Annotated in this window: 24 protein-coding genes; 12 read left to right on the forward strand and 12 right to left on the reverse strand. The window is 60.7% G+C overall.

Annotated elements, in window-relative coordinates; translation table 11 throughout:
- Positions 1 to 64: 64 nt before the first annotated feature.
- The 6 genes from hisB to J3P79_RS01910 all read left to right on the forward strand — a co-directional run bounded on the left by hisB (position 65) and on the right by J3P79_RS01910 (position 3920).
- A complete protein-coding gene (hisB, locus tag J3P79_RS01885) occupies positions 65 to 658 on the forward strand; it encodes an imidazoleglycerol-phosphate dehydratase HisB (protein ID WP_003186751.1) in 594 nt (197 codons plus the stop codon).
- Positions 658 to 1296, forward strand: coding sequence for an imidazole glycerol phosphate synthase subunit HisH (gene hisH / locus J3P79_RS01890; protein ID WP_018606318.1), 639 nt, complete (start codon positions 658 to 660; stop codon positions 1294 to 1296). The genes hisB and hisH overlap by 1 nt, the downstream gene beginning before the upstream one ends.
- Entirely contained in the window at positions 1296 to 1550 is a 255-nt protein-coding gene (locus J3P79_RS01895; protein ID WP_003186749.1) for a DUF2164 domain-containing protein, read from the forward strand. The genes hisH and J3P79_RS01895 overlap by 1 nt, the downstream gene beginning before the upstream one ends.
- Positions 1551 to 1592: 42 nt before the next feature.
- Positions 1593 to 2330: a 1-(5-phosphoribosyl)-5-[(5-phosphoribosylamino)methylideneamino]imidazole-4-carboxamide isomerase gene (gene hisA, locus J3P79_RS01900; RefSeq protein WP_434607711.1), complete on the forward strand. Its 738-nt coding sequence runs from the start codon at positions 1593 to 1595 to the stop codon at positions 2328 to 2330.
- 9 nt (positions 2331 to 2339) lie between these two features.
- A complete protein-coding gene (gene hisF / locus J3P79_RS01905; protein ID WP_003196830.1) occupies positions 2340 to 3110 on the forward strand; it encodes an imidazole glycerol phosphate synthase subunit HisF in 771 nt (256 codons plus the stop codon).
- A gap of 63 nt (positions 3111 to 3173) precedes the next feature.
- Positions 3174 to 3920, forward strand: a complete 747-nt coding sequence (locus J3P79_RS01910; protein ID WP_434607714.1) for a substrate-binding periplasmic protein — start codon at positions 3174 to 3176, stop codon at positions 3918 to 3920.
- 36 nt (positions 3921 to 3956) lie between these two features.
- Here the strand turns inward: J3P79_RS01910 and J3P79_RS01915 are convergent, their stop codons facing one another.
- The 4 genes from J3P79_RS01915 to gpmI form a co-directional block, all read right to left on the reverse strand.
- A complete protein-coding gene (locus tag J3P79_RS01915) occupies positions 3957 to 4736 on the reverse strand; it encodes a divergent polysaccharide deacetylase family protein (RefSeq protein ID WP_434607716.1) in 780 nt (259 codons plus the stop codon).
- Between the two features lies 1 nt (position 4737).
- Positions 4738 to 6054 (reverse strand): S41 family peptidase, encoded by a 1317-nt coding sequence (locus tag J3P79_RS01920; protein WP_434607718.1) that lies wholly within the window; start codon positions 6052 to 6054, stop codon positions 4738 to 4740.
- A 32-nt stretch (positions 6055 to 6086) separates the two neighbouring features.
- Positions 6087 to 7379 carry a murein hydrolase activator EnvC family protein gene (locus J3P79_RS01925; protein WP_434607720.1) on the reverse strand — a complete coding sequence of 431 codons (1293 nt, stop codon included), beginning with the start codon at positions 7377 to 7379 and terminating at the stop codon, positions 6087 to 6089.
- A gap of 215 nt (positions 7380 to 7594) precedes the next feature.
- Entirely contained in the window at positions 7595 to 9124 is a 1530-nt protein-coding gene (gpmI, locus tag J3P79_RS01930) for a 2,3-bisphosphoglycerate-independent phosphoglycerate mutase (RefSeq protein ID WP_434607722.1), read from the reverse strand.
- Positions 9125 to 9276: 152 nt separating this feature from the next.
- On the opposite strand from gpmI, the gene J3P79_RS01935 reads away from it, so the two are divergent.
- From J3P79_RS01935 to secB, 3 genes are read left to right on the forward strand one after another with little or no spacing between them, the layout of a single operon-like run.
- Positions 9277 to 9690 carry a rhodanese-like domain-containing protein gene (locus J3P79_RS01935; protein ID WP_039592706.1) on the forward strand — a complete coding sequence of 138 codons (414 nt, stop codon included), beginning with the start codon at positions 9277 to 9279 and terminating at the stop codon, positions 9688 to 9690.
- Between the two features lies 1 nt (position 9691).
- Positions 9692 to 9946 carry a glutaredoxin 3 gene (gene grxC / locus J3P79_RS01940; protein WP_030141472.1) on the forward strand — a complete coding sequence of 85 codons (255 nt, stop codon included), beginning with the start codon at positions 9692 to 9694 and terminating at the stop codon, positions 9944 to 9946.
- A gap of 35 nt (positions 9947 to 9981) precedes the next feature.
- A complete protein-coding gene (gene secB / locus J3P79_RS01945; protein WP_030141471.1) occupies positions 9982 to 10464 on the forward strand; it encodes a protein-export chaperone SecB in 483 nt (160 codons plus the stop codon).
- 142 nt (positions 10465 to 10606) lie between these two features.
- On the opposite strand, the gene trmL is transcribed toward secB, so the two are convergent.
- Complete coding sequence (trmL, locus tag J3P79_RS01950; RefSeq protein ID WP_045154877.1) at positions 10607 to 11062, reverse strand: tRNA (uridine(34)/cytosine(34)/5-carboxymethylaminomethyluridine(34)-2'-O)-methyltransferase TrmL; 456 nt, start codon at positions 11060 to 11062, stop codon at positions 10607 to 10609.
- Between trmL and J3P79_RS01955 the strand changes: the two genes are divergently transcribed.
- Complete coding sequence (locus tag J3P79_RS01955) at positions 11061 to 11501, forward strand: hypothetical protein (RefSeq protein WP_434607724.1); 441 nt, start codon at positions 11061 to 11063, stop codon at positions 11499 to 11501. The genes trmL and J3P79_RS01955 overlap by 2 nt on opposite strands.
- Before the next feature lie 406 nt (positions 11502 to 11907).
- On the opposite strand, the gene ntrC is transcribed toward J3P79_RS01955, so the two are convergent.
- From ntrC to glnA, 6 genes are all read right to left on the reverse strand, one after another.
- On the reverse strand, positions 11908 to 13344 hold the full coding sequence (ntrC, locus tag J3P79_RS01960) for a nitrogen regulation protein NR(I) (protein ID WP_039592711.1): 1437 nt from the start codon (positions 13342 to 13344) through the stop codon (positions 11908 to 11910).
- The gene (gene glnL, locus J3P79_RS01965) at positions 13341 to 14426 is read right to left on the reverse strand and encodes a nitrogen regulation protein NR(II) (protein WP_434607726.1); all 1086 of its coding nucleotides are present in this window, start codon (positions 14424 to 14426) and stop codon (positions 13341 to 13343) included. Before glnL ends, ntrC begins: the two co-directional genes overlap by 4 nt.
- Positions 14427 to 14679: 253 nt before the next feature.
- Positions 14680 to 15306 carry a DUF4124 domain-containing protein gene (locus J3P79_RS01970; protein ID WP_434607728.1) on the reverse strand — a complete coding sequence of 209 codons (627 nt, stop codon included), beginning with the start codon at positions 15304 to 15306 and terminating at the stop codon, positions 14680 to 14682.
- Positions 15303 to 15815 carry a DUF4124 domain-containing protein gene (locus tag J3P79_RS01975; protein ID WP_434607730.1) on the reverse strand — a complete coding sequence of 171 codons (513 nt, stop codon included), beginning with the start codon at positions 15813 to 15815 and terminating at the stop codon, positions 15303 to 15305. Before J3P79_RS01975 ends, J3P79_RS01970 begins: the two co-directional genes overlap by 4 nt.
- A gap of 65 nt (positions 15816 to 15880) precedes the next feature.
- A complete protein-coding gene (locus J3P79_RS01980; RefSeq protein WP_434607731.1) occupies positions 15881 to 16438 on the reverse strand; it encodes a chorismate mutase in 558 nt (185 codons plus the stop codon).
- Between the two features lie 121 nt (positions 16439 to 16559).
- A complete protein-coding gene (glnA, locus tag J3P79_RS01985) occupies positions 16560 to 17966 on the reverse strand; it encodes a type I glutamate--ammonia ligase (protein ID WP_030141463.1) in 1407 nt (468 codons plus the stop codon).
- A gap of 328 nt (positions 17967 to 18294) precedes the next feature.
- On the opposite strand from glnA, the gene thiI reads away from it, so the two are divergent.
- Together thiI and typA are read left to right on the forward strand one after the other, a co-directional pair.
- On the forward strand, positions 18295 to 19749 hold the full coding sequence (thiI, locus tag J3P79_RS01990) for a tRNA uracil 4-sulfurtransferase ThiI (RefSeq protein WP_434607733.1): 1455 nt from the start codon (positions 18295 to 18297) through the stop codon (positions 19747 to 19749).
- A 134-nt stretch (positions 19750 to 19883) separates the two neighbouring features.
- Positions 19884 to 21704: a translational GTPase TypA gene (typA, locus tag J3P79_RS01995; protein ID WP_039592718.1), complete on the forward strand. Its 1821-nt coding sequence runs from the start codon at positions 19884 to 19886 to the stop codon at positions 21702 to 21704.
- 212 nt (positions 21705 to 21916) lie between these two features.
- On the opposite strand, the gene J3P79_RS02000 is transcribed toward typA, so the two are convergent.
- Positions 21917 to 22354 (reverse strand): YkgJ family cysteine cluster protein, encoded by a 438-nt coding sequence (locus J3P79_RS02000; RefSeq protein ID WP_024778075.1) that lies wholly within the window; start codon positions 22352 to 22354, stop codon positions 21917 to 21919.
- Positions 22355 to 22462 lie beyond the last annotated feature (108 nt).

A 22462-nucleotide genomic window follows, 5' to 3' on the forward strand; every position in this document is an offset into this window, starting at 1 on the left:
CTGTTTGCCGCTCGCGCCCCTATAATGGCTGCCTTTTTCGCCCAATGATTTTGCGGAGCTGGTGATGGCCGAACGTAAGGCATCTGTCGAGCGCGACACTCTGGAAACCCAGATCAAAGCCTCGATCAACCTGGATGGCACCGGAAAGGCCCGGTTTGATATCGGCGTGCCTTTTCTTGAGCACATGCTGGACCAGATCGCCCGTCACGGGCTGATCGACCTGGACATCGTCAGCAAGGGCGACCTGCATATCGACGACCACCACACGGTGGAAGACGTCGGTATCACCTTGGGACAAGCCTTCACCAAAGCCATCGGCGACAAGAAGGGTATCCGTCGCTACGGCCATGCCTACGTGCCGCTCGATGAAGCGCTGTCGCGCGTGGTCATCGACTTCTCCGGCCGCCCAGGCCTGCAGATGCATGTGCCTTACACCCGCGCCACCGTCGGCGGATTCGACGTTGACCTGTTCCAGGAATTTTTCCAGGGCTTCGTCAACCACGCCAACGTGACCCTGCACATCGACAACCTGCGCGGGCACAACACCCACCACCAGATCGAAACCGTGTTCAAGGCTTTCGGCCGCGCGCTGCGCATGGCCGTCGAGCTCGATGACCGCATGGCCGGCCAGATGCCTTCCACCAAGGGCGTGCTGTAATGCAGACGGTCGCGGTTATCGACTACGGCATGGGCAACCTGCACTCGGTGGCCAAGGCCCTCGAGCACGTGGGCGCCGGCAAGGTGCTGATCACCAGCGATGCCGACGTGATTCGCGAAGCCGACCGGGTGGTATTCCCCGGCGTAGGGGCGATTCGCGACTGCATGGCCGAGATTCGTCGCCTGGGCTTCGACAAGCTGGTGCACGAAGTCAGCCAGGACCGGCCGTTCCTCGGCATCTGCGTGGGCATGCAGGCATTGCTCGAGCGCAGCGAGGAGAACGACGGAGTCGATTGCATTTCCATGTTCCCCGGCCAGGTGAAATTCTTTGGCAAGGGTCTGCATGAGGACGGCGAGCACTTGAAGGTGCCGCACATGGGCTGGAACGAAGTGAAGCAGACGGTCGATCATCCGCTGTGGCATAACATTCCCGACCTGGCGCGCTTCTACTTCGTGCACAGCTACTACATCGCCGCCGGCAATGCGCGGCAGGTGGTGGGCAGCGGTCACTATGGCGTCGATTTTGCCGCGGCCCTGGCCGACGGTTCGCGCTTCGCCGTACAGTTTCACCCGGAGAAGAGCCATACCCATGGCCTGCAACTGTTGCAGAACTTCGCGGCGTGGGACGGTCGCTGGTAATGGCCCGCAAGAAACCGCCGATCCTCACCCTCACGCCCGAGCAGGAGAGTGAAGCGAACCGCAAGATCCAGCGGTTCATGGAGGAACGTTTCGAGCTGGACCTGGGCTCGTTCGAAGCGGCGGAAATTCTTGACCTGTTTACCCGCGAAATTGCTCCGCATTATTACAACAGGGCGATTTTCGATGTGCAGACGCACCTTAAAGAAAGGTTCGAAAGCATTGAAAGCGACTTGTGGGCGCTCGAGAAGAATTGATTTTCGAGCCAAGCTGATTATTCGTATTTGAAGGTTTGCCAGATGCTGATTATCCCCGCTATCGATCTCAAGGACGGCGCTTGCGTACGTCTGCGCCAGGGCCGCATGGAAGACTCCACGGTGTTTTCCGATGACCCGGTGAGCATGGCCGCCAAGTGGGTGGAGGGCGGCTGCCGTCGCCTGCATCTGGTCGACCTGAACGGCGCCTTCGAAGGGCAGCCGGTCAATGGCGAAGTGGTCACCGCCATCGCCAAGCGCTACCCGAACCTGCCGATCCAGATCGGCGGCGGCATTCGCTCGCTGGAAACCATCGAGCACTACGTCAAGGCCGGCGTGAGCTATGTGATCATCGGCACCAAGGCCGTGAAAGAGCCCGAGTTCGTCGCCGAAGCGTGCCGCGCTTTCCCGGGCAAGGTCATCGTTGGCCTCGACGCCAAGGACGGTTTTGTCGCCACCGACGGCTGGGCTGAAGTCAGCACCGTGCAGGTGATCGACCTGGCCAAGCGTTTCGAAGCCGACGGCGTGTCCGCCATCGTCTACACCGACATTGCCAAGGACGGCATGATGCAGGGCTGCAACGTGCCGTTCACCGCTGCCCTGGCTGCCGCCACCAAGATCCCGGTGATCGCCTCCGGCGGCATCCATAACCTGGGCGACATCAAGTCGCTGCTCGACGCCAAGGCGCCGGGCATCATCGGCGCAATCACAGGCCGTGCGATCTATGAAGGCACCCTCGATGTCGCTGAAGCGCAAGCTTTCTGCGATTCGTACAAAGGCTGAGGAATCACCATGGCGCTGGCCAAACGCATCATCCCTTGCCTGGACGTGGATAACGGCCGGGTGGTCAAGGGCGTCAAGTTCGAGAACATCCGTGACGCCGGCGACCCGGTGGAAATCGCTCGTCGCTACGACGAGCAGGGTGCCGACGAGATCACCTTCCTCGACATCACGGCCAGTGTCGATGGCCGCGACACCACGCTGCATACCGTCGAGCGCATGGCCAGCCAGGTGTTCATCCCGCTGACCGTGGGCGGTGGCGTGCGCACCGTGCAGGACATCCGCAACCTGCTCAACGCCGGGGCGGACAAGGTTTCGATCAACACCGCGGCGGTGTTCAACCCGGAATTCGTCGGCGAGGCGGCCCAGCACTTCGGCTCGCAGTGCATCGTCGTGGCCATCGATGCGAAGAAGGTCTCCGGCCCGGGCGAAACCCCGCGCTGGGAAATCTTCACCCACGGTGGGCGCAAACCCACGGGTCTGGATGCCGTCGAATGGGCGAAGAAGATGGAAGGCCTGGGTGCCGGTGAAATCCTGCTGACCAGCATGGACCAGGACGGTATGAAAAACGGCTTCGATCTCGGTGTCACCCGCGCCATCAGCGACGCCCTGGGCATCCCGGTGATTGCCTCCGGTGGCGTCGGCAACCTGCAGCATCTGGCCGACGGAATCCTCGAAGGCCATGCCAGTGCGGTGCTGGCGGCGAGCATCTTCCACTTCGGTGAATACACCGTGCCGGAAGCCAAGGCCTACATGGCGCATCGCGGTATTTGCATTCGCTGATCGCTGGACACCATGGCGGGCCCAAGGCACTCTTGGGCACACCATGGATTGCGGTAGTCCGACATGCTCAAACGCCTCGTTCTTGCCTTTGCCGGTGCCACGTTGCTGCTCGCAGGCACTGTTCGCGCCGCTGATACATCGCTTGTGTTGCTAACGGAAAACTTCCCCCCGTACAACATGGCCAAGAACGGCAAGAACTTCGCCCAGGACGAAAACATCCATGGCATTGCCGTGGACATCGTCCGCGAAATATTCAAGCGCGCCGATATTTCCTACAGCCTGACATTGCGTTTCCCTTGGGAGCGGATCTACAAACTCGCCCTGGAGAATCCGGGCTACGGCGTGTTCGTCACGGCGCGGCTGCCGGAGCGTGAAAAGCGCTTCAAATGGGTCGGCCCCATCGGTCCGGACGACTGGATCATGCTCGCCAAGACTGACAGCAAGATAACTCTCGACTCGCTGGAGCAGGCGCGCCAATACCGGATTGGTGCGTACAAGGGCGATGCGATTGCCGAGACGTTGGCCAGGCAGGGATTGACGCCGATGCTCGTGTTGCGCGATCAGGACAACGCCAGGAAGCTGGTCAACGGCCAGATCGATCTCTGGGCCACTGGCGACCCCGCCGGACGTTACCTGGCGCGTCAGGAAGGGGTGGACGATCTCAAGACCGTGCTGCGCTTCCACAGTGCCGAGCTGTACCTGGCCTTGAACAAGGACGTGCCGGACGACGTGGTCGCCCGGCTTCAAGCGGCGCTGGATGCACTGCGCAAGGAAGGTGCGGTGGACGCGATCATGGCGCGGTATCTGTAGGAATTTCACCGGACGATGGCGGCGACGCGGTCGCCGCTACCGATAAACTCCATCCTTCCCATGTCCGATCATCGCCCGATTGCTGCGCAGGCTGATCATCGACTTGATGTCGATCCATTCGATGCCCTGGGCCTTGAGCTTGGGTAGTTCGCGTTCGAGCACGGCCAGGGTCTGCGGGTAAGGATGGCCGATCATCACGGCTGAGCCTTGCCGGCGAGCCAGGTCGATGGCGGTCTGGAGTTGCTGGGCGATGGCGGTTTCGGTGCGTTCGTCGTCCAGGAATACATCCCGCGAGACACTGGCGAGGCCGATCTTCTGCGCCTCGGCGGCGGCAACCGTCTTGGCGCTGGTGCGGCTGTCGACAAAAAACTTGTGCCGCTGTTGCAGGTTCGCCATCAACCACGCCATGGCCTGGGGTTGGGCGGTCATGCGGCTGCCCATGTGGTTGTTGATCCCGCTGGTGTAGGGCACGGCGGCAAACGCGGCGTCCAGGCGTTTGCCCAATTCTTCGATGGGCAATTCCGGATGCCAGGCGAACGGCCCGGTGGCTGGGTCCATGGGCATGTGGAGCATGACCAGTTTTCCGGCGCGATGTGCTTCGCGAGCGAATTCGGCGGCATGGGGCGTGTCGGGCATGATCGCGGCGGTGACGGGGCCAGGAAGGGCCAGCACCCGGCGATCCCGAGGCAGGTTTTGCCCCAGGTCGTCGATGATCAGGCTCAGGTACGCTTTGTGTGGCGAGGAGGCGGTGGCGGAGGCCGCGTTAACGGCCCCCGCCAACAGGCACAGCAGGATGAAAATTGAACGCAGGCCCATCTCAGCGGCCGGAGGTGATGTTCAATCCCTTGAGCAGGCTCAAGGCCTGGGCCAACTGATAGTCGTCATCCTGCGGCATTGGCTTGGCCTTGGCGCCGGAACCGGTCGGTTTGTCGGCGCCGCCGTTGCCATTGCCCAGGTGACCTTGCAGGTCGGCTTCCTTGAAGTATTCGCTGTCCGCCTCGCTGGTGATCTTGGCCTTGCGCACTTCGATGTCCGGAACGATGCCCTGGGCCTGGATGGAGCGGCCGTTAGGCGTGAAGTACAACGCAGTGGTGATTTTCAGGGCGCGCTCATTGTTCAGCGGCAACACGGTCTGCACCGAGCCTTTGCCGAAACTGGTGGTGCCCATGACCACGCCACGCTTCTGGTCTTGCAGGGCGCCGGCGACGATTTCCGAAGCCGAGGCGCTGCCGCCGTTGATCAGCACGACCAATGGCACGGCTTCGCTCAGGTCGTTGCCGGTGGCCGAGAAGCGCAGTTCGGAATTGGCGATGCGGCCCTTGGTGTAGACGATAAGGCCCTTGGTGATGAAGTGGTCCACCACTTCGACGGCCGATTGCAACACGCCGCCGGGGTTGTTGCGCAGGTCCAGCACCATGCCGTTGAGTTTCTTGCCGTTGTCCTTGCGCAGCTTGGCGAGGGCCTTGGCGACTTCTTCGCCTGTCTTGACCTGGAACTGGGTGATGCGGATGTAGCCGTAGCCCGATTCCAGCAACTGGCTTTTCACGCTCTTGACCTGGATGACCGCCCGTGTGAGGGTCACGTCGAACGGCGTGCCGCCGTCGCGCACCAGGGTCAGGGTGATTTTCTCGCCGATCTTGCCGCGCATCTTGTCCACGGCTTCGGTCATGCTCTGGCCGCGGGTTGGCTGGCCATTGATCTTGACGATGAAATCACCGGCCTGGATGCCGGCTTTGGAAGCGGGGGTGTCATCGATCGGCGAGACCACCTTGACGAAACCGTCCTCGCTGCCAACCTCGATGCCCAGGCCGCCGAACTCGCCGCTGGTACTTTCCTGCAGCTCGGCAAAATCTTCAGGGCCCAGGTAGGCGGAGTGTGGGTCAAGGTTGCTGAGCATGCCCTTGATGGCATTCTCCAGCAGCATCTTGTCATCCACCGGTTCCACGTACGCGGCTTTGATCCGGTCCATGACTTCGGCAAAGGTGCGCAGTTCATCCAGCGGCAGCGGGGCCTTGGTGGTGGCTGCCGTTGCGGCCGTCGACGCAGGCGCGGGTTGCGCGGCGAAAGCCTGGGGCGCACCGATCACGAGGGCGATCGTCAGGGCCAGCGAGGTGAGGCGGGACAAATGCAGCATGTCGAACGAACTCCTGAGTTGGATGGGCGCGCTTATCCTTGCGCACGACACCATTGGGCTGGGTCACTGGGGCGACCCTGCTGGCGAATAGCGAAATACAGCGCTGGCGTATCCTGCCCGCCACTGTTGCCGACCGTGGAGATGGACTCGCCGGCCTTGACCACGTCACCCGCTGACTTGAGCAGCGTCTGGTTGTGGCCGTACAGGCTCAGGTATCCGTTGCCGTGATCGAGGATCACCAGCAGGCCGGCGCCGCGCAGCCAATCGGCAAATACCACGCGCCCGCCGTGTACGGCGTGCACTTGGCTACCGGCGGAGGCGCTGATCATGACGCCGTCCCACTTGGTGCGGGTGTCGTCGCCGCGGGTTTCACCGAAGCGCGCAAGTAATCGACCATTGACCGGCCATGGAAGTTTGCCCCGGGCCGAACCAAAAGCACCGCCGAAGGTTTCGCCGTCACTGGAAACCAGTGCGCCGGGGCTCGATTTTGCCGGTTTGCGCGGCGCGTCCCCGGCGTCCGCGTCGGCCTGGGCCTCACGCAAACGCTTTTTTTCGGCTTCCTGCTGGGCGATCAGCGCTTTCTGGCGCGCTTCTTCCGCCTCCCGAGCCTGGCGAGCCAGGGTTTCCTCGATCGTCTTCAGGACTTTGGCCAATTCGGCCTGGTCTTGCTCGCGGGCCTTGAGTTTGCTGTCGCGAGCCTTCACGTCGTCATTAAGCTTGGCCAGGGCCACCTGGCGCTCTTTGCGGACCTTCTCGAGTTCTTCGCGCTGGGTGTCGAGGCTGCTTTTCTGCACCAGCAACTGGGCTTGTTGCAACTCGATGTCTTTTTCGACATTGGCCAGTTGGCGCAGGGTCTCGTTGAAACTCTTGAGCTGTTCCAGGCGCGCCTGGCTCAGGTAATCGTAATAAGTGAGGGTGCGGGCGAATTTCTCGGGGTTCTGCTGGTTGAGCAGCAGCTTGAGATATTCCTGTCGGCCGTTCTGGTAGGCGGCCCGGGCCTGGATGGCGATCAGCTTTTGCTGTTCAGTGCGCGCGCTCTGGAGTTTTTTTTTCTCTCCATCGAGCCGCTGCAGCTCTGATTCGCTTTTCTTCAGCTCTTTCTGCAGGGCCTCGACCTGCTTCTCCAGCTTGCCCATCTCGGTCTCGGTGCCGCGCAGGTCTTTCTGCACGCTGGATTTCTCTTCCTGCAACTTGCCCAGCAGTTTCTTCAGCTCGGCGATGTCCTGACGCGTGGCTTCCAACTGTTGTTGGGTTTGCGCGCGCTCGTCGGCGAAGGCCGGTTGAAGCAGGCAGGTCAGAGCAAGGGCTATCAGGACGCGGAGCATAGAGGCGGGCGGCACCAGGGTAAGGGACGGCCTAGTATGCCCGCCCCACGCTGCAAAAAAAACGCCCATTTGGGGCTGTGTGATAACTGGCCGGAAAAACACCTTAACCCTGTGGGAGCGAGCTTGCTCGCGATGAGGCCATGACATCCAATATAGATGTTGACTGTAAGACCGCTATCGCGAGCAAGCTCGCTCCCACATTGGTAAGTGTTGGGTCAGACCAGGATCGAGGTCCCGGTCATCTCCGTCGGCTTTTCCATGCCCAGCAACATCAGCATGGTCGGTGCAACGTCAGCCAGCACGCCGCCCTCGCGGACCTTGAAGTCGCGCTTGCCGACATAGATGAACGGCACCGGCTCGGTGGTGTGGGCGGTGTGAGCCTGGCCGGTGGATTCATCGGACATCTGCTCGACGTTGCCATGGTCAGCCGTGATCAGGGCTTCGCCGCCGACTTTATCCAGGGCGTCGACGATGCGACCCACGCAAGTGTCCAGGCATTCAACTGCCTTGACTGCCGCCTCGAACACACCGCTGTGGCCGACCATGTCGCCGTTGGCGTAGTTCACCACGATCACGTCGTAACGCTGGTTCTCAATGGCATCGACAATGCGGTCGGTCACTTCCGGCGCGCTCATTTCCGGCTGCAGGTCGTAGGTGGCGACTTTCGGCGATGGGATCAGGATGCGCTCTTCGCCCGGGAAGGGTTCTTCACGGCCGCCGGAGAAAAAGAACGTCACGTGGGCGTACTTCTCGGTCTCGGCGATGCGCAGCTGGGTCCTGCCGTTTTTCGCCAAGTAGTCGCCCAGCACGTTTTCCAGGCTGCCGGCGGCAAAGGCGGATGGCGCGGGAATGCTGGCCGCGTATTGGGTCAGCATCACGAAGCCGGCCAGTTTTGGCTGGCGGGCGCGCTCGAATTCCTTGAAATCATCTTCAACGAATACGCGGGTCAGCTCGCGGGCACGGTCGGCACGGAAGTTCATGAACACCACGGCGTCGCCGTCTTCGACTTTGACAGGCTCGCCGAGGGTGGTGGCCTTGACGAATTCGTCGCTTTCGCCACGCTCATAGGCGGCTTGCAGGCCTTCCTGGGCGGTGGCGGCGTTGAATTCGGCGTTGCCGTCGACGATCAGGTTGTAGGCCTGGGCGACGCGGTCCCAGCGATTGTCACGGTCCATCGCAAAGTAGCGGCCGATCAGGCTGGCGATCCGGCCCTTGCCCAGGGCCTTGAAGGTGTCGTCCAGTACTTTGATCGATGACTCGGCGCTCTTGGGCGGCGTGTCGCGACCATCGAGGAAGGCATGCAGGTAGATGTTCTCGGCGCCGCGCTTGGCGGCCAGTTCGGCCATCGCGACCAGGTGATCCTGGTGGCTGTGCACGCCGCCGTCCGACAGCAGGCCCATGAAATGCACGGCTTTGCCGGCGGCCACGGCTTTATCCACGGCGGCGCAGATGGTCGGGTTTTCGAAGAAGTCGCCGTCGCGGATCGACTTGGTCACGCGGGTGAAGTCCTGATACACCACTCGGCCCGCGCCGAGGTTCATGTGACCGACTTCGGAGTTGCCCATCTGCCCGTCCGGCAGGCCGACGTCCATGCCGCTGCCGGAGATCAAGCCGTTCGGCACGGTGGCCCACAGGCGATCGAGCACGGGCTTCCTGGCCGCGTATACGGCGTTGGATTCGTGGCTGTCACTGTGACCGAAGCCGTCCAGAATCATCAGGACCAAAGGTTTAGGCGTGGTAGTCATGGAATCCACTCGTGGCTGGTTAAAAGAAGACGATGGAAAAGGGACGGGCAGTTTAAAGGTAAGTTCCGGTGCCGTCACCGCCGGGCGGGGTTTGGCCGGCCTTGCGCGCTGTGTATACTGGCCGACATTTTAACGCCCTGGAACCTCCTTCGATGGTTGCTCACCTGATTGAATTTGCCACTAACCACTACATTCTCGTCGGTATCTTCGTCGTACTGCTGGCATTGCTGGTTGCCCATACCATGCAGGGCGGCGGACGCAGCCTGAGCACTGGCGAGCTGACCGCGCTGGTCAACAAGGACGCTGGTGTCGTGGTCGATATCCGTCCAAGCAAGGACTACGCCGCTGGTCACATTGTCGGCGCGCTGAATATCCCTCAGGACAAACTGATCGCACGCGTGGGCGAACTGGAAAAACACAAGGCCAAGACGCTGATCCTGGTCGACGCCCAAGGCCAGCAGGCCGGTACCCTTGCCCGCGAACTGATGAAGTCCGGCTTCACCGCCGCCAAACTGTCCGGTGGCGTTGCAAGCTGGAAAGCCGACAATCTGCCCCTGGTGAAGTGATATGCCCCACGTAGTTGTCTATTCCAGCGATTACTGCCCCTATTGCTCCCGAGCCAAGCACTTGCTCCAGAGCAAAGGCGTGGCTTTCGAAGAGATCAAGGTCGACGGCAAGCCGCAGCTGCGCGCCGAGATGACCCAGAAGGCCCGGCGTACCTCGGTGCCGCAGATCTGGATCGGCGACACCCACGTGGGCGGTTGCGATGACCTGTATGCCCTGGAGCGCGCCGGCAAGCTCGACGCGCTGCTCAAGGCCTAATTCCTATTAATAGACTGAAGTAAGAAGGATCTGCGATGACTGACCAACAGAACACTGCTGCCACTGAAGAAGAAGCCGCACCGCAATTCTCCTTGCAGCGCATCTATGTCCGCGACCTGTCCTTCGAGGCCCCGAAAAGCCCGGCGATCTTCCGCCAGCAGTGGGAGCCGAGCGTAGGCCTGGACCTGAACACCCGTCAGAAAGCCCTGGAAGACGACTTCCACGAAGTGGTGCTGACCTTGTCGGTGACCGTTAAGAACGGTGACGAAGTGGCGTTCATCGCCGAAGTGCAACAGGCCGGGATCTTCCTGATCAAGAACCTTGATGCCGCTTCGATGAGCCACACCCTGGGCGCGTTCTGCCCGAACATCCTGTTCCCTTATGCGCGCGAAACCCTGGACAGCCTGGTAACCCGTGGTTCGTTCCCTGCCTTGATGTTGGCTCCGGTGAACTTCGATGCCCTGTATGCCCAAGAGCTGCAGCGCATGCAGGAGGAAGGCGGCGCGACCGTTCAGTAAACGGCGCTCCAAGCCTGGATACAGAACCTGTGGGAGCGAGCTTGCTCGCGATGAACGATGGCGCGGTTTTGCAGTTGAACCGTCTCCACTTCATCGCGAGCAAGCTCGCTCCCACAGGTGTTTCTGGCTGACAGGAAGGGCTTCAGGCGAAGCCGTTCTGCCGCCAAGCCTCGTAAACCGCCACCGCCACGGTGTTGGACAGGTTCAGGCTGCGGCAGCCTTCGCGCATCGGCAGGCGCAGGCGCTGTTCGGCCGGCAGGGCGTCGAGCACTTCGGCCGGCAGGCCACGGCTTTCCGGGCCGAACAGGAATGCATCACCGGCGACGAAACTGGCATCGTGGAACGGTCGCGAGCCTTTGGTGGTGAAGGCGAACAGACGTGGATGCCCCAGGCTTTCCAGGCAACTGGCGAGGTCGGCGTGTCGCTGCAAGGTGGCATACTCGTGATAATCGAGGCCGGCGCGGCGCAGGCGCTTGTCGTCCATCTCGAAACCCAGCGGTTCGATCAAATGCAAATGGCAGCCACTGTTGGCGCACAGCCTGATGACGTTGCCGGTATTGGGCGGTATTTCCGGTTGAAAAAGGATGACGTGAAACATGCACGGCTCCGCAGATAAAGATGAGCGGCATTCTACGCCGCAAACCGACCGACGTTCGAAGCTATTGCCTCGGGTGATGGGCTCGCTGGCGATCTTCGGCATGATGGTCGGATTGATGATCGGCCGCCTGACCACGCCTGATCCGAGTGCGCTGCAACAGATCGAGGCGGGTGATGGCGTGCTTGTCGCCTGGTTCAACAATGAACCCAAGCTCCACGGGGAAACCATCGATGGCTCCGTAGCGCTGCTGTTCCAGGCCGAAGGCCGGCCGCAGAAGGGCCAGCTCAAGTTCAACGGCAAGGACGTGAACTGGCGGGTGCGGTTGAGCGACAAGGGGTTGTTGCTGACGGTGGTGGCGGCGCGTCCGTTGCGAGGGGAGTGGGCCGGCAGCGAGGTCGATGACCGCTGGCGGCTGGAGATCCGTCTCCAAGAGCAATAAAAGAGGGAATCCCCGGCCTGCCTGTACCAAGGTCCCCAAAACGGGGGGGCTCGCGCTCAGCGCAGGGCCCTGGGTGTAAAGAAGGGAAACCTTGACCTGCCTGTATCAAGGCCCCCAAAACAGTGGGCTCGATGAGCCCGGTATAAAAGAGGGGAATCCCCGGCCTGCCTGTACCAAGGTCCCCAAAACTGGGTAGTGATCTAGCTACTGCAGGGGGCGTGCCAGTTTTAAATGGTTTGTCACAAAAACAATGTTGTAGATGCGCAAAGCCCCGTATTCCGGGGCTTTGGTTTTCTATGGGCTGGTTTTGCAAGCTTGGTCCACTGGCTTTTGGCTTGTCGCAGTGGGCAATTGCAGCTCGCAGTGCATTGAAGCGGTGCATAAATCCATGGGGGGAGCGGGCTGATCAGCCCTCATCCCCGTCATCATCATCCCCACCATCAACCTTCATCCCCAATTCCTTGATCTTGCGGGTCAAGGTATTGCGGCCCCAGCCCAGCAGCACGGCGGCGTCGCGGCGGCGGCCGGCGGTGTGCTTGAGGGCGGTTTCGATCATGATCCGTTCGAAGCTCGGCACGGCGCTGTCCAGCAGACTCGATTGACCTCGGGCCAACGCCTGGTCGGCCCATTGGCGCAGAGCCTGTTCCCAGTTGGTCACCGGCGCCGAATCCTGTGGCAGGCTCAACAGTTCCGGTGGCAAGTCGCTGATATGCACTTCGCGACCCGAAGCCATTACGGTGATCCAGCGGCAGGTGTTCTCCAATTGCCGCACGTTGCCGGGCCATGGCAGGTTCTTGAGGTATTCCTCGGTTTCGCTCTTGAGCAGCTTGGGCTCCACCGCCAGTTCCTGGGCAGCACGGCCAAGGAAATGCCGGGCCAGAGTCGGGATGTCTTCGCGGCGGTCGGCCAGGCGCGGAATGTGGATGCGAATCACGTTCAGGCGGTGGAACAAGTCTTCCCGGAACTTGCCGGCGTGGACCAGGGTTTCAAGGTTCTGATGGGTCGCGGCGATAATCCGCACGTCGACCTTCACCGGCGTATGGCCGCCCACTCGATAGAATTCACCGTCCGCCAGTACCCGAAGCAAGCGGGTCTGGGTGTCAGCCGGCATGTCGCCGATTTCATCGAGGAACAGCGTGCCGCCATCAGCCTGCTCGAAGCGTCCGCGTCGCAGGTTGGCCGCGCCGGTAAACGCGCCTTTTTCATGGCCGAACAACTCGGATTCCATCAGATCCTTGGGGATCGCCGCCATGTTCAAGGCAATGAATGGCGACGCCGCCCGCGGACTGTGGCGGTGCAGGGCGTGGGCCACCAACTCTTTACCAGTACCCGACTCACCGTTGATCAACACGGTGATGTTGGAGTGGCTCAGGCGGCCGATGGCGCGAAACACTTCCTGCATCGCCGGCGCTTCGCCGATGATTTCCGGGGTGCGAGCCAGCGCCGGTACTTCTTCCAGGCCTTGTTGCTCCTGGGCGTGCTGGTTGGCGCGCTTGACCAGGGAAACGGCTTCATCGACGTCGAACGGCTTGGGCAGGTATTCGAACGCGCCGCCCTGATAGGACGCCACCGCGCTGTCCAGGTCGGAGTGGGCGGTCATGATGATCACCGGCAACCGCGGATGCTGTTCGCGGATCCTGGCCAGCAGGTCCAGGCCGCTGGCGCCGGGCATGCGAATGTCGGAGATGATGACGTCCGGCTGTTGACGGGCCAGGCGGCTCATCACCCCATCGGCGCTGTCGAAGCTCTGGGTGGTCATGCCTTCCTGTTGCAAGGCTTTTTCCAGGACCCAGCGGATAGAACGGTCGTCATCGACGATCCACACGGTTTCACTACGGCTCATGTCGATGTGGCTCCTTGTTCCAGTGGCAGGAAGATCGAGAAAGTGGTGTGGCCAGGGTGGCTCTCACATTCGATCAAGCCCTGATGCTGACTGATGATGTTCTGGGTGATGGACAGCCCCAGCCCGGTACCGTCCGGGCGGCCGCTGACCATTGGAAAAAAGATGGTTTCCTGCAGCTCCGCAGGGATGCCCGGGCCGTTGTCGATGATCTCGATCTTGGTCACCAGGCGATGGCGCACGTGGCCGATGGTGAACTGGCGCATGGCGCGGGTGCGCAGGCTGATGCGGCCCAGGCGCAGCTCGTTCTGGCTACTGATGGCCTGCATGGCGTTGCGCACGATGTTCAGCACGGCCTGGATCATCTGTTCGCGGTCGATCAAGACGTCGGGAATGCTTGGGTCATAGTCGCGCACCAAGGTGATGCAACCCTGGCTTTCGGCTTCGACCAGGCTGCTGACGCGTTCCAGAACCTCGTGGACGTTGCAAAGGGCCAGCGACGGCAGCTTGTTCGAGCCAAGCATGCGGTCCACCAGGTTTCGCAGGCGGTCGGCTTCTTCAATGATGACGTTGGTGTAGTCCTTGAGGCTTTCTTCCGGCAGCTCCCGCGCGAGCAATTGCGCCGCGCCACGAATGCCGCCCAATGGATTCTTGATCTCATGGGCCAGGCCCCGCACCAGCATCTTGCTGGTTTCCTGCTTGGACAACTGCGCCTCTTCCTTTGTGATGCGCAGCAGGCGATCACGGGGATGGACTTCCAACAGCAGGAGGGTGGCGTGGTTGTTCAGGATTGGCGTGACCGCGTAGTCGACGGTCAGGGTCTGGCCGGTCAGGGCGGTCAGCATCGCTTCACGCTTGGTGAACGGGTGGGCCTGTTCCACGGCCTGGCGCAGCGAGTTGAGCGCTTCGGCGGATTCGGTAAACAGCTCGCTGATGAACTGCCCATGGCTGCGCTGGCCGCTGACAGCAAGGAGCATCTCCGCCGCCGGGTTCATGTACTCGAGGCGCAATTCGGCGTCGAGCAGGATTGTCGCGGTGGTGAGGTTGTCGAGCAGCAAGCGGTGTAGTGCGTCGCTAATGGTCATCAGGACCTCTTTTAAAGCGTAGCAATCGGAGGCAAGCCCTCAAATTGCGCGCGCGATTAATGCGCTGATACCAGGAAAATGCAAAAACCAAACCAAGGCTCCGAAAAGAAGCGTTTAGAGCCTCAATCAGGCGTTATACGCCCGTTTGCGTGGCGTTCTGCCAGCTTTTTCGGGTAGTTTCGAACCAAAATGGGTTGAAATTTGAGTAGGGTGCGCAGCCGTGCACCAATATGGTGCTCAACTTCATAAGGTATTAGAAGAACGGCAGGATGCTGCTTTCTTCTTCCTCTGGTTTGTCGGCGAGCGGGCACTCGGGACGTTTCCCATAGTCGGCCTTTGCGCAGGGCTTGACGCGGCGCTTCTGCGCCAGGGACATGCGTTGCATGTGGAAGGATTGGTTGGCGGTGCGTTCGACGATCCGGTCGTGCTCATCGAGGATCTCCACGGCCAGGCGGTGGGTGCCTCGATCGACATTCTTCAGCGCGAATACCGGGCTGGGCCCCGGTGCGGCAGTGGGTTTGCCGTCCAGCAACAGGCGATAGCGATGGCCTTTCTGCAAGCCGGGTTCGCTGGTGGCGGTGACGATCAGCTCCCCGGCGGTGCTGCGTATCGTGGCGTCCGGTTCGGGAATCAGCAGCCGGAGCATCTCGTAACGAAACAGGGGCTCGGGTTTTGATTCCTCCGTTGGCGCTGTCGACGTCGCACCCGAGGTCGGGGCCTGCATCCTGTTGCCTGGTGAGAGTTGCAGCTTCTTGGCATTGCCGGGGCGGGGCTGATCGGTGAAGACGCGATTGCCCTGGGCGTCGATGTAGGTATAGACCTGCGCCAAGCCCGGCGATGCGCTCAATAGCAGGCCGGCGGCGAGCAGCCAGCGCTTCATGGAAGGTGCACCCGTTGCACGGTGAAGGTGACGGTTTCGCTCTGCTGTACCAAGCGTTCACCGTCGACGACCTGGACCGCCAGGCTGTGCTCGCCGCGGTCGATGTTCACCAATTGCAGCCGTGGCACATTGCTTGGCTGGCCGTAGGGCTGGCCGTCCAGCAGCAACCTGAACAGGTGAGGGCTTTGCAGGCGCGGTTGTGTCCGAACGCCGACGGTGAAAGCTCCATTGTTGGCGCGCAGGGCCTCTTCGGTGGGGAGGTCGGTCAATTCCAGGGTTTCGTAGGCATTGCGCGGCTCATTGTTGTCCGCAGGCGGCGGTGCGTCCGGGCTCGCCGGGGACTGGCGTTCAATGCTGTTGAGTGGCGGCAACTCCACTGTCTGCGCCGGCACGCCTTCGGGCGGCTGGTTGCTGTAGGCGGTGTTGCCCTCGGCGTCGGTGTACTTGTAGATCTGCGCGGCGGCGGGCAGTGCCAGCAGCAACAGGATGATTGAAAAACCGCGACCCATGGAAAATCGACCGAAAGCGAACACTGATGGATGCAGCATAGGCCAGGGCAGGCGGTTGGGGTAGCTCAGGATTTTGGTGCGGTACACAGTCCGCCGGTCGCCCGGATCAGGGCCAGCCGGTGTATTGGGTGCTGTTTGTTGTGGTGGGTGGCTTGGGCCAGCCATTGCGGGCACTGCGGGTCGGCGCGGTAGGGAGCGAAGTCGGCCAGTTGTTGCAGCAGGCGCTTTTGCAGGCGGTCGAGCTTGGGGCGGATCTCGCCTACCAGGTCCGGGCGCGGCAGATCCGGCGCCTTGCCGTCCAGGGCCCAGTCGGACAGGTTGATGTATTGCACCAGTTTGTTGGCTTCTATCTGGGCGGCGAAAAACGTTTCTACGGTTTCGCCGTCCAGCTTGTAGATCGGCGCTTGGGCCACGGCGGCGGCAATCACTTCGCGCTCGCGCGGACGGTCCTCTACGGGTTTGCCGCTGTCCCATTTGCTCAGTGCCACTTGATCGGCGATCAGCAGGCGTTCGCCGATGGCATTGAGCAACGGGGTCAGGGCGTCGGGGGCGGTGCCGGCCTCGGCTGTGGAGCACAACAGTGCGGCAGACAGGGCGAGGCAAATCTTCAAGCAGGAAGTCATCGGCAATCTCGTCTTGTAAGGGGGGCGACGATGCATCATGCACGTATCCTGCGCCCATGAAAAAGGCCTCCCGAAGGAGGCCTGTTTTCAGTTCACGCCGTGCGTGGCGGCGCTAACCGGATCAGCAGCTGTAGTACAGCTCATATTCCAGTGGGTGTACGAAGGTGCGAACCTTGATTTCTTCTTCGCTTTTCAGTGCGATGTAAGCGTCGATGAAGTCATCGCTGAATACGCCGCCCTTGGTCAGGAACGCACGGCCTTTGTCCAGCTCTTCCAGGGCTTCTTTCAGGCTGCCACAAACCTGTGGGATTTCCTTGGCCTCTTCAGGCGGCAGGTCATACAGGTTTTTGTCAGCGGCATCGCCAGGGTGGATCTTGTTCTGGATACCGTCCAGGCCGGCCATCATCAGTGCAGCGAAGGCCAGGTATGGGTTGGCAGCCGGATCCGGGAAACGCGCTTCGATACGGCGGGCTTTCGGGCTGTTCACGTAAGGAATACGGATCGAGGCGGAACGGTTGCGAGCCGAGTAGGCCAGCATCACCGGGGCTTCGAAGCCTGGTACCAGACGCTTGTAAGAGTTGGTCGACGGGTTGGTGAAGCCGTTCAGGGCCTTACCGTGCTTGATGATGCCGCCGATGAAGTACAGGGCGGTATCCGACAGGCCGGCATAACCTTCGCCTGCGAAGGTGTTCTTGCCGTCTTTGGAGATCGACATGTGCACGTGCATGCCCGAACCGTTGTCGCCGTACAGAGGCTTTGGCATGAAGGTCGCGGTGCGGCCGTAGGCGTCAGCCACGTTGTGTACGCAGTACTTCAGGGTCTGTACTTCGTCAGCCTTCTTCACCAGCGTGTTGAACTTCACGCCGATTTCGTTCTGGCCGGCAGTCGCCACTTCGTGGTGGTGAACTTCGACGGTCTGGCCCATTTCTTCCAGCGCGTTGCACATGGAGGTACGGATTTCGTGGTCGAAATCGAACGGTGGAACCGGGAAGTAACCGCCCTTGATACCTGGACGGTGGCCTTTGTTGCCGCCTTCCACGTCCTGGTCGGACATCCACGAACCCTGTTCGGAGAAGATCTTGAACATGGAACCGGAGATGTCGGACTTGAACTTGACCGAGTCGAAGATGAAGAACTCAGGCTCTGGACCGAAGAAAGCGGTGTCGCCGATACCGGTGGACTTCAGGTATTCCTCGGCACGGTGGGCGATGGCGCGCGGGTCGCGGTCATAGCCTTGCATGGTCGAAGGTTCGATGATGTCGCAGACCAGGATCAGGGTCGGCTCTTCGGTGAACGGGTCCAGGACGGCAGTGCTGTCGTCCGGCATCAGGATCATGTCGGAGGCTTCGATGCCTTTCCAGCCGGAGATGGAGGAACCGTCGAACATCTTGCCGATTTCGAAGAATTCGTCGTCCAGCGCATCACGGGCCGGCATGGTCACGTGATGTTGAGTGCCTTTGGTGTCAGTGAAGCGCAGATCAATCCACTTGACGTCATGATCTTTGATGAGTTGAACCGACTTCGACATATGTCCTCCGGGTGGCTTCGGGCGGGTAGTGGAGTGCCCTTAGATATGGGTGATGCCGGCGCGAATACTCTGCCAAGGCAACCTGCCTCACAAGGGAGCAAATTGCATGCCAGTGCCCCACCATGGGTTTTTTGCACCAAATCCACGCTTTTAAAGGCGTAAATCCAAGATTGTCAGACAATAACGCACTGCAATGTTGCGCAGTCAATCGATAATGACCTGTTTTGGTGCATGCAAAACCATCTTCACATTAACTGGTTAAACCTTGAGCAATTTCCGCTATAATCCGCGCCCCCCTTTTTCGGCTGGCCGTTCGCGCGCTGTTTTCATGAAACTAATCGTAAAAGTCTTCCCCGAGATCACCATCAAGAGCCGCCCGGTACGGATGCGTTTCATCCGCCAGTTGGCCAAGAACATCCGTGCCGTGCTCCGTGACCTGGACCCGGCCGTGGTGGTGAATGGCGTGTGGGACAATCTCGAACTGGAAACCCGCGTCAGCGAACCCAAGCTACTCAAGGAAATGACCGAGCGCCTGAGCTGCATGCCGGGTATCGCGCATTTCCTGCAGGTCGACGAATATCCGCTGGGGGACTTCGACGACATCCTCGCCAAATGCATGCTCCATTATGGTGATGCCCTGGCCGGGAAGATCTTTTCCGTACGTTGCAAGCGCGCCGGCAAGCACCCGTTCAGTTCGATGGACGTGGAAAAGTACGTCGGCAGCCAGTTGCGCCGGCAGTGCGGCGCCGCCGGTATTTCGCTGAAAGAACCGCAGATCGAAGTGCGCATCGAAATTCGCGACCAGCGGTTGTTCGTGATCCACAGCCAGCACGACAGCATCGGCGGGTACCCGCTGGGCTCCCTGGAGCAGACGCTGGTATTGATGTCCGGTGGTTTCGACTCCACCGTTGCCGCCTACCAGATCATGCGTCGCGGCCTGATGAGCCATTTCTGCTTTTTCAACCTTGGCGGTCGTGCCCACGAACTGGGCGTAATGGAAGTGGCGCACTTCATCTGGAAGAAGTACGGCAGCTCCCAACGCGTGTTATTTGTGAGCGTGCCGTTCGAGGAAGTCCTGGGCGAGATTCTCGGCAAAGTCGATAACAGTCATATGGGCGTCATTTTGAAGCGTATGATGTTGCGTGCCGCGACGAGCATCGCCGACCGCCTGCACATCGACGCGCTGGTGACCGGCGAGGCGATTTCCCAGGTGTCGAGCCAGACGCTGCCGAACCTGTCGGTGATCGACTGCGTGACCGAAAAGCTCGTGCTGCGTCCGCTGATCGCCAGCCACAAGCAGGACATCATCGACACGGCCAACGAGATTGGCACCGCCGATTTTGCCCGGCACATGCCGGAGTATTGCGGAGTCATCTCGGTCAACCCGAAGACGGCGGCCAAGCGCGGGCGCGTGGAGCACGAAGAGAAAGAATTCGACATGGCGGTACTCGAGCGCGCGATCGAGAACGCCAGGCTGGTACCGATCGATCGGGTCATCGACGAATTGGGCCAGGACATCCAGATTGAAGAAGTCGGCGAAGCGCTGGCCGGTCAGATCATCATCGACATCCGTCATCCGGACGATGCTGAAGACGATCCGCTGAGCGTTGCCGGCGTCGAGGTACAAACGATGCCGTTCTATGCAGTGAACGCGCGTTTCAAGGAACTGGACCCTACTCGCCAGTACCTGCTGTATTGCGACAAAGGCGTGATGAGTCGCCTGCATGCCCACCATTTGCTCAGTGAGGGGCATGCCAATGTGCGCGTTTATCGACCGAGCTAAGTGCCCGGGGCTGTTTGCCTGTGGCCTGCGTCACCGGCCCCCCGACGCCGCCGACACGCTGTAACTGTCGGACTCTACTGTAAATCGCTGCCACGACCTGTCAGCACACCGAATCCTCTGATCGAGATACACAAGTGATCGAAAATCTACGCAACATCGCCATCATTGCTCACGTTGACCATGGTAAGACCACCCTGGTAGACAAACTCTTGCGTCAATCCGGCACCCTGGAGCGCAACGAGCTCAACGACGAGCGCGTGATGGACTCCAACGACCAGGAAAAAGAGCGCGGTATTACCATCCTGGCGAAAAACACCGCCATCAACTGGAACGGCTACCACATCAACATCGTGGACACCCCGGGCCACGCCGACTTCGGTGGTGAAGTAGAGCGCGTGATGTCGATGGTCGACTCCGTGCTGCTGCTGGTCGACGCCCAGGACGGCCCTATGCCGCAAACCCGTTTCGTGACCAAAAAGGCCTTCGAAGCCGGCCTGCGTCCGATCGTGTGCATCAACAAGGTTGACCGTCCAGGCGCGCGTCCGGACTGGGTTCTGGACCAGATCTTCGATCTGTTCGACAACCTGGGCGCCACCGAAGAACAGCTGGACTTCAAAGTCGTCTACGCCTCGGCCCTGAACGGTATTGCCGGTCTGGACCACACCGAAATGGCTGAAGACATGACCCCGCTGTACCAGTCGATCGTCGACAACGTACCAGCGCCGAAAGTCGACCGTGACGGCCCGTTCCAGATGCAAATCTCGGCACTGGACTACAACAGCTTCCTGGGTGTTATCGGTGTTGGCCGTATCGCTCGTGGTCGCGTCAAGCCGAACACTCCGGTCGTGGCTATCGGTGCCGACGGCAAGCGTCGCAACGGTCGTATCCTGAAGCTGATGGGTCACCACGGCCTGCACCGTGTAGACGTTGAAGAAGCTGCAGCTGGCGACATCGTGTGCATCAGCGGCATGGACTCGCTGTTCATCTCCGACACCCTGTGCCACCCGGACACCGTCGAAGCGATGAAGCCGTTGACCGTCGACGAGCCAACCGTTTCCATGACCTTCCAGGTCAACGACTCGCCATTCTGCGGTAAAGAAGGCAAGTTCGTGACGTCCCGTAACATCAAGGAACGTCTGGACAAAGAGCTGCTGTACAACGTTGCACTGCGCGTTGAAGAAGGCGACTCGGCTGACAAGTTCAAGGTCTCCGGCCGTGGCGAACTGCACCTCTCGGTACTGATCGAAACCATGCGTCGCGAAGGCTTCGAAATGGCTGTAGGCCGTCCGGAAGTGATCATCCGCCTGGTTGACGGCGTGAAGCACGAACCGTTCGAAAACGTCACCATCGACCTGCCGGAAGAATCCCAGGGCAAGGTGATGGAAGAGATGGGCCTGCGTAAGGGCGACCTGACCAACATGGTGCCGGATGGCAAGGGCCGTGTACGTCTGGAATACAACATCCCTGCTCGTGGTCTGATCGGTTTCCGTAACCAGTTCCTGACCCTGACCAACGGCGCAGGCATCCTGACCTCGATCTTCGACCGTTACGACGTGATGAAGTCGGGCGACATGTCCGGCCGTCAGAACGGCGTTCTGGTTTCGGTCGAAACCGGCAAGGCACTGACCTACTCCCTGGAAACCCTCCAGGCGCGTGGCAAGCTGTTCGTCGAGCACGGCCAGGAAATCTACGGTGGCCAGATCGTTGGTCTGAACAGCCGTGACAACGACCTGGGCGTGAATCCTACCAAGGGCAAGAAGCTCGACAACATGCGTGCTTCGGGTAAAGACGAAACCATCGCCCTGGTTCCACCTGTTCGCTTCACCCTGGAACAGGCGCTGGAATTCATCCAGGACGACGAGCTGTGCGAAGTGACGCCTAAGTCGATCCGCCTGCGCAAGAAGATCCTGGACGAAAGCGAGCGTACCCGCGCCGCCAAGAAAGCCAAGGCCTGATTTAGCCCAGGTTGAATGAAAACGCCCCCGGTCGTGAGACCGGGGGCGTTTTTTTGTGCCTGGAGTTTTTGCAGCGTCTGTGGGGGCCTCTTCGCGAGCAAGCTCCCACAAGGGATTTTCAGTGGGCACCGATTTGTGCCCGACTAGATCTACTGTGGGAGCGAGCTTGCTCGCGATAGCGGTAAATCAATCACCGCTAAACCATCAGTTGATCAAAACCGATCCAACGTCCGCGGATTACGCTCGCGCTCCACTTCCTTGGGCTTGTAGGCGCAATAGCCCGGCCGCGGCCCGACCCGCGGATGGTTGCGGCAGGTGTCCGGGCGTTTCTCGTAAATGGTGCACAACCGGCTCTTGCGGTCCAGATACAGGCAGTCGTTGTTGCTCATGCGTTGCAACGTGAAGATTTCCGACTTCTGGTTGTAGCGCTCGACGATCCCTTCCTTTTGCAGGCGCTTGGCAATGTTCTTCGGCGGGTCGCCCAGTTCGAACTCATCGACGATGCCAATCCGGATCAGGTCCTTGATCTTGACCTCCACCGGCAGCGTGCAGCAGCTCGACACGCAGGAACCGCACATCGGGGCGGAGTACTTGGCCCAGGTATCGAGTCGGTCGATCTCCGCGGCGGCGATCAGGTTGGGCTTCATCATCGGTGTGTACCAGCATGCATCAGGGCGCGCGATCATACCGGGACTGGTGAAATTTTGAACGACCATCTGCCGGTTTTTTTTGCGTCCCGACAAAACCGTCCCGCAGCG

It is taken from the genome of Pseudomonas sp. R1-7 (assembly GCF_051132105.1).
Classification (GTDB): Bacteria; Pseudomonadota; Gammaproteobacteria; order Pseudomonadales; family Pseudomonadaceae; genus Aquipseudomonas.

Bases quoted from the DNA above. Each gene is read 5' to 3' on its own strand.
- hisB (WP_003186751.1), top strand. From the start codon at position 65: ATGGCCGAACGTAAGGCATCTGTCGAGCGCGACACTCTGGAAACCCAG.
- hisH (WP_018606318.1), top strand. From the start codon at position 658: ATGCAGACGGTCGCGGTTATCGACTACGGCATGGGCAACCTGCACTCG.
- J3P79_RS01895 (WP_003186749.1), top strand. From the start codon at position 1,296: ATGGCCCGCAAGAAACCGCCGATCCTCACCCTCACGCCCGAGCAGGAG.
- hisA (WP_434607711.1), top strand. From the start codon at position 1,593: ATGCTGATTATCCCCGCTATCGATCTCAAGGACGGCGCTTGCGTACGT.
- hisF (WP_003196830.1), top strand. From the start codon at position 2,340: ATGGCGCTGGCCAAACGCATCATCCCTTGCCTGGACGTGGATAACGGC.
- J3P79_RS01910 (WP_434607714.1), top strand. From the start codon at position 3,174: ATGCTCAAACGCCTCGTTCTTGCCTTTGCCGGTGCCACGTTGCTGCTC.
- J3P79_RS01915 (WP_434607716.1), bottom strand. From the start codon at position 4,736: ATGGGCCTGCGTTCAATTTTCATCCTGCTGTGCCTGTTGGCGGGGGCC.
- J3P79_RS01920 (WP_434607718.1), bottom strand. From the start codon at position 6,054: ATGCTGCATTTGTCCCGCCTCACCTCGCTGGCCCTGACGATCGCCCTC.
- J3P79_RS01925 (WP_434607720.1), bottom strand. From the start codon at position 7,379: ATGCTCCGCGTCCTGATAGCCCTTGCTCTGACCTGCCTGCTTCAACCG.
- gpmI (WP_434607722.1), bottom strand. From the start codon at position 9,124: ATGACTACCACGCCTAAACCTTTGGTCCTGATGATTCTGGACGGCTTC.
- J3P79_RS01935 (WP_039592706.1), top strand. From the start codon at position 9,277: ATGGTTGCTCACCTGATTGAATTTGCCACTAACCACTACATTCTCGTC.
- grxC (WP_030141472.1), top strand. From the start codon at position 9,692: ATGCCCCACGTAGTTGTCTATTCCAGCGATTACTGCCCCTATTGCTCC.
- secB (WP_030141471.1), top strand. From the start codon at position 9,982: ATGACTGACCAACAGAACACTGCTGCCACTGAAGAAGAAGCCGCACCG.
- J3P79_RS01955 (WP_434607724.1), top strand. From the start codon at position 11,061: ATGCACGGCTCCGCAGATAAAGATGAGCGGCATTCTACGCCGCAAACC.
- trmL (WP_045154877.1), bottom strand. From the start codon at position 11,062: ATGTTTCACGTCATCCTTTTTCAACCGGAAATACCGCCCAATACCGGC.
- ntrC (WP_039592711.1), bottom strand. From the start codon at position 13,344: ATGAGCCGTAGTGAAACCGTGTGGATCGTCGATGACGACCGTTCTATC.
- glnL (WP_434607726.1), bottom strand. From the start codon at position 14,426: ATGACCATTAGCGACGCACTACACCGCTTGCTGCTCGACAACCTCACC.
- J3P79_RS01970 (WP_434607728.1), bottom strand. From the start codon at position 15,306: ATGAAGCGCTGGCTGCTCGCCGCCGGCCTGCTATTGAGCGCATCGCCG.
- J3P79_RS01975 (WP_434607730.1), bottom strand. From the start codon at position 15,815: ATGGGTCGCGGTTTTTCAATCATCCTGTTGCTGCTGGCACTGCCCGCC.
- J3P79_RS01980 (WP_434607731.1), bottom strand. From the start codon at position 16,438: ATGACTTCCTGCTTGAAGATTTGCCTCGCCCTGTCTGCCGCACTGTTG.
- glnA (WP_030141463.1), bottom strand. From the start codon at position 17,966: ATGTCGAAGTCGGTTCAACTCATCAAAGATCATGACGTCAAGTGGATT.
- thiI (WP_434607733.1), top strand. From the start codon at position 18,295: ATGAAACTAATCGTAAAAGTCTTCCCCGAGATCACCATCAAGAGCCGC.
- J3P79_RS02000 (WP_024778075.1), bottom strand. From the start codon at position 22,354: ATGATGAAGCCCAACCTGATCGCCGCCGCGGAGATCGACCGACTCGAT.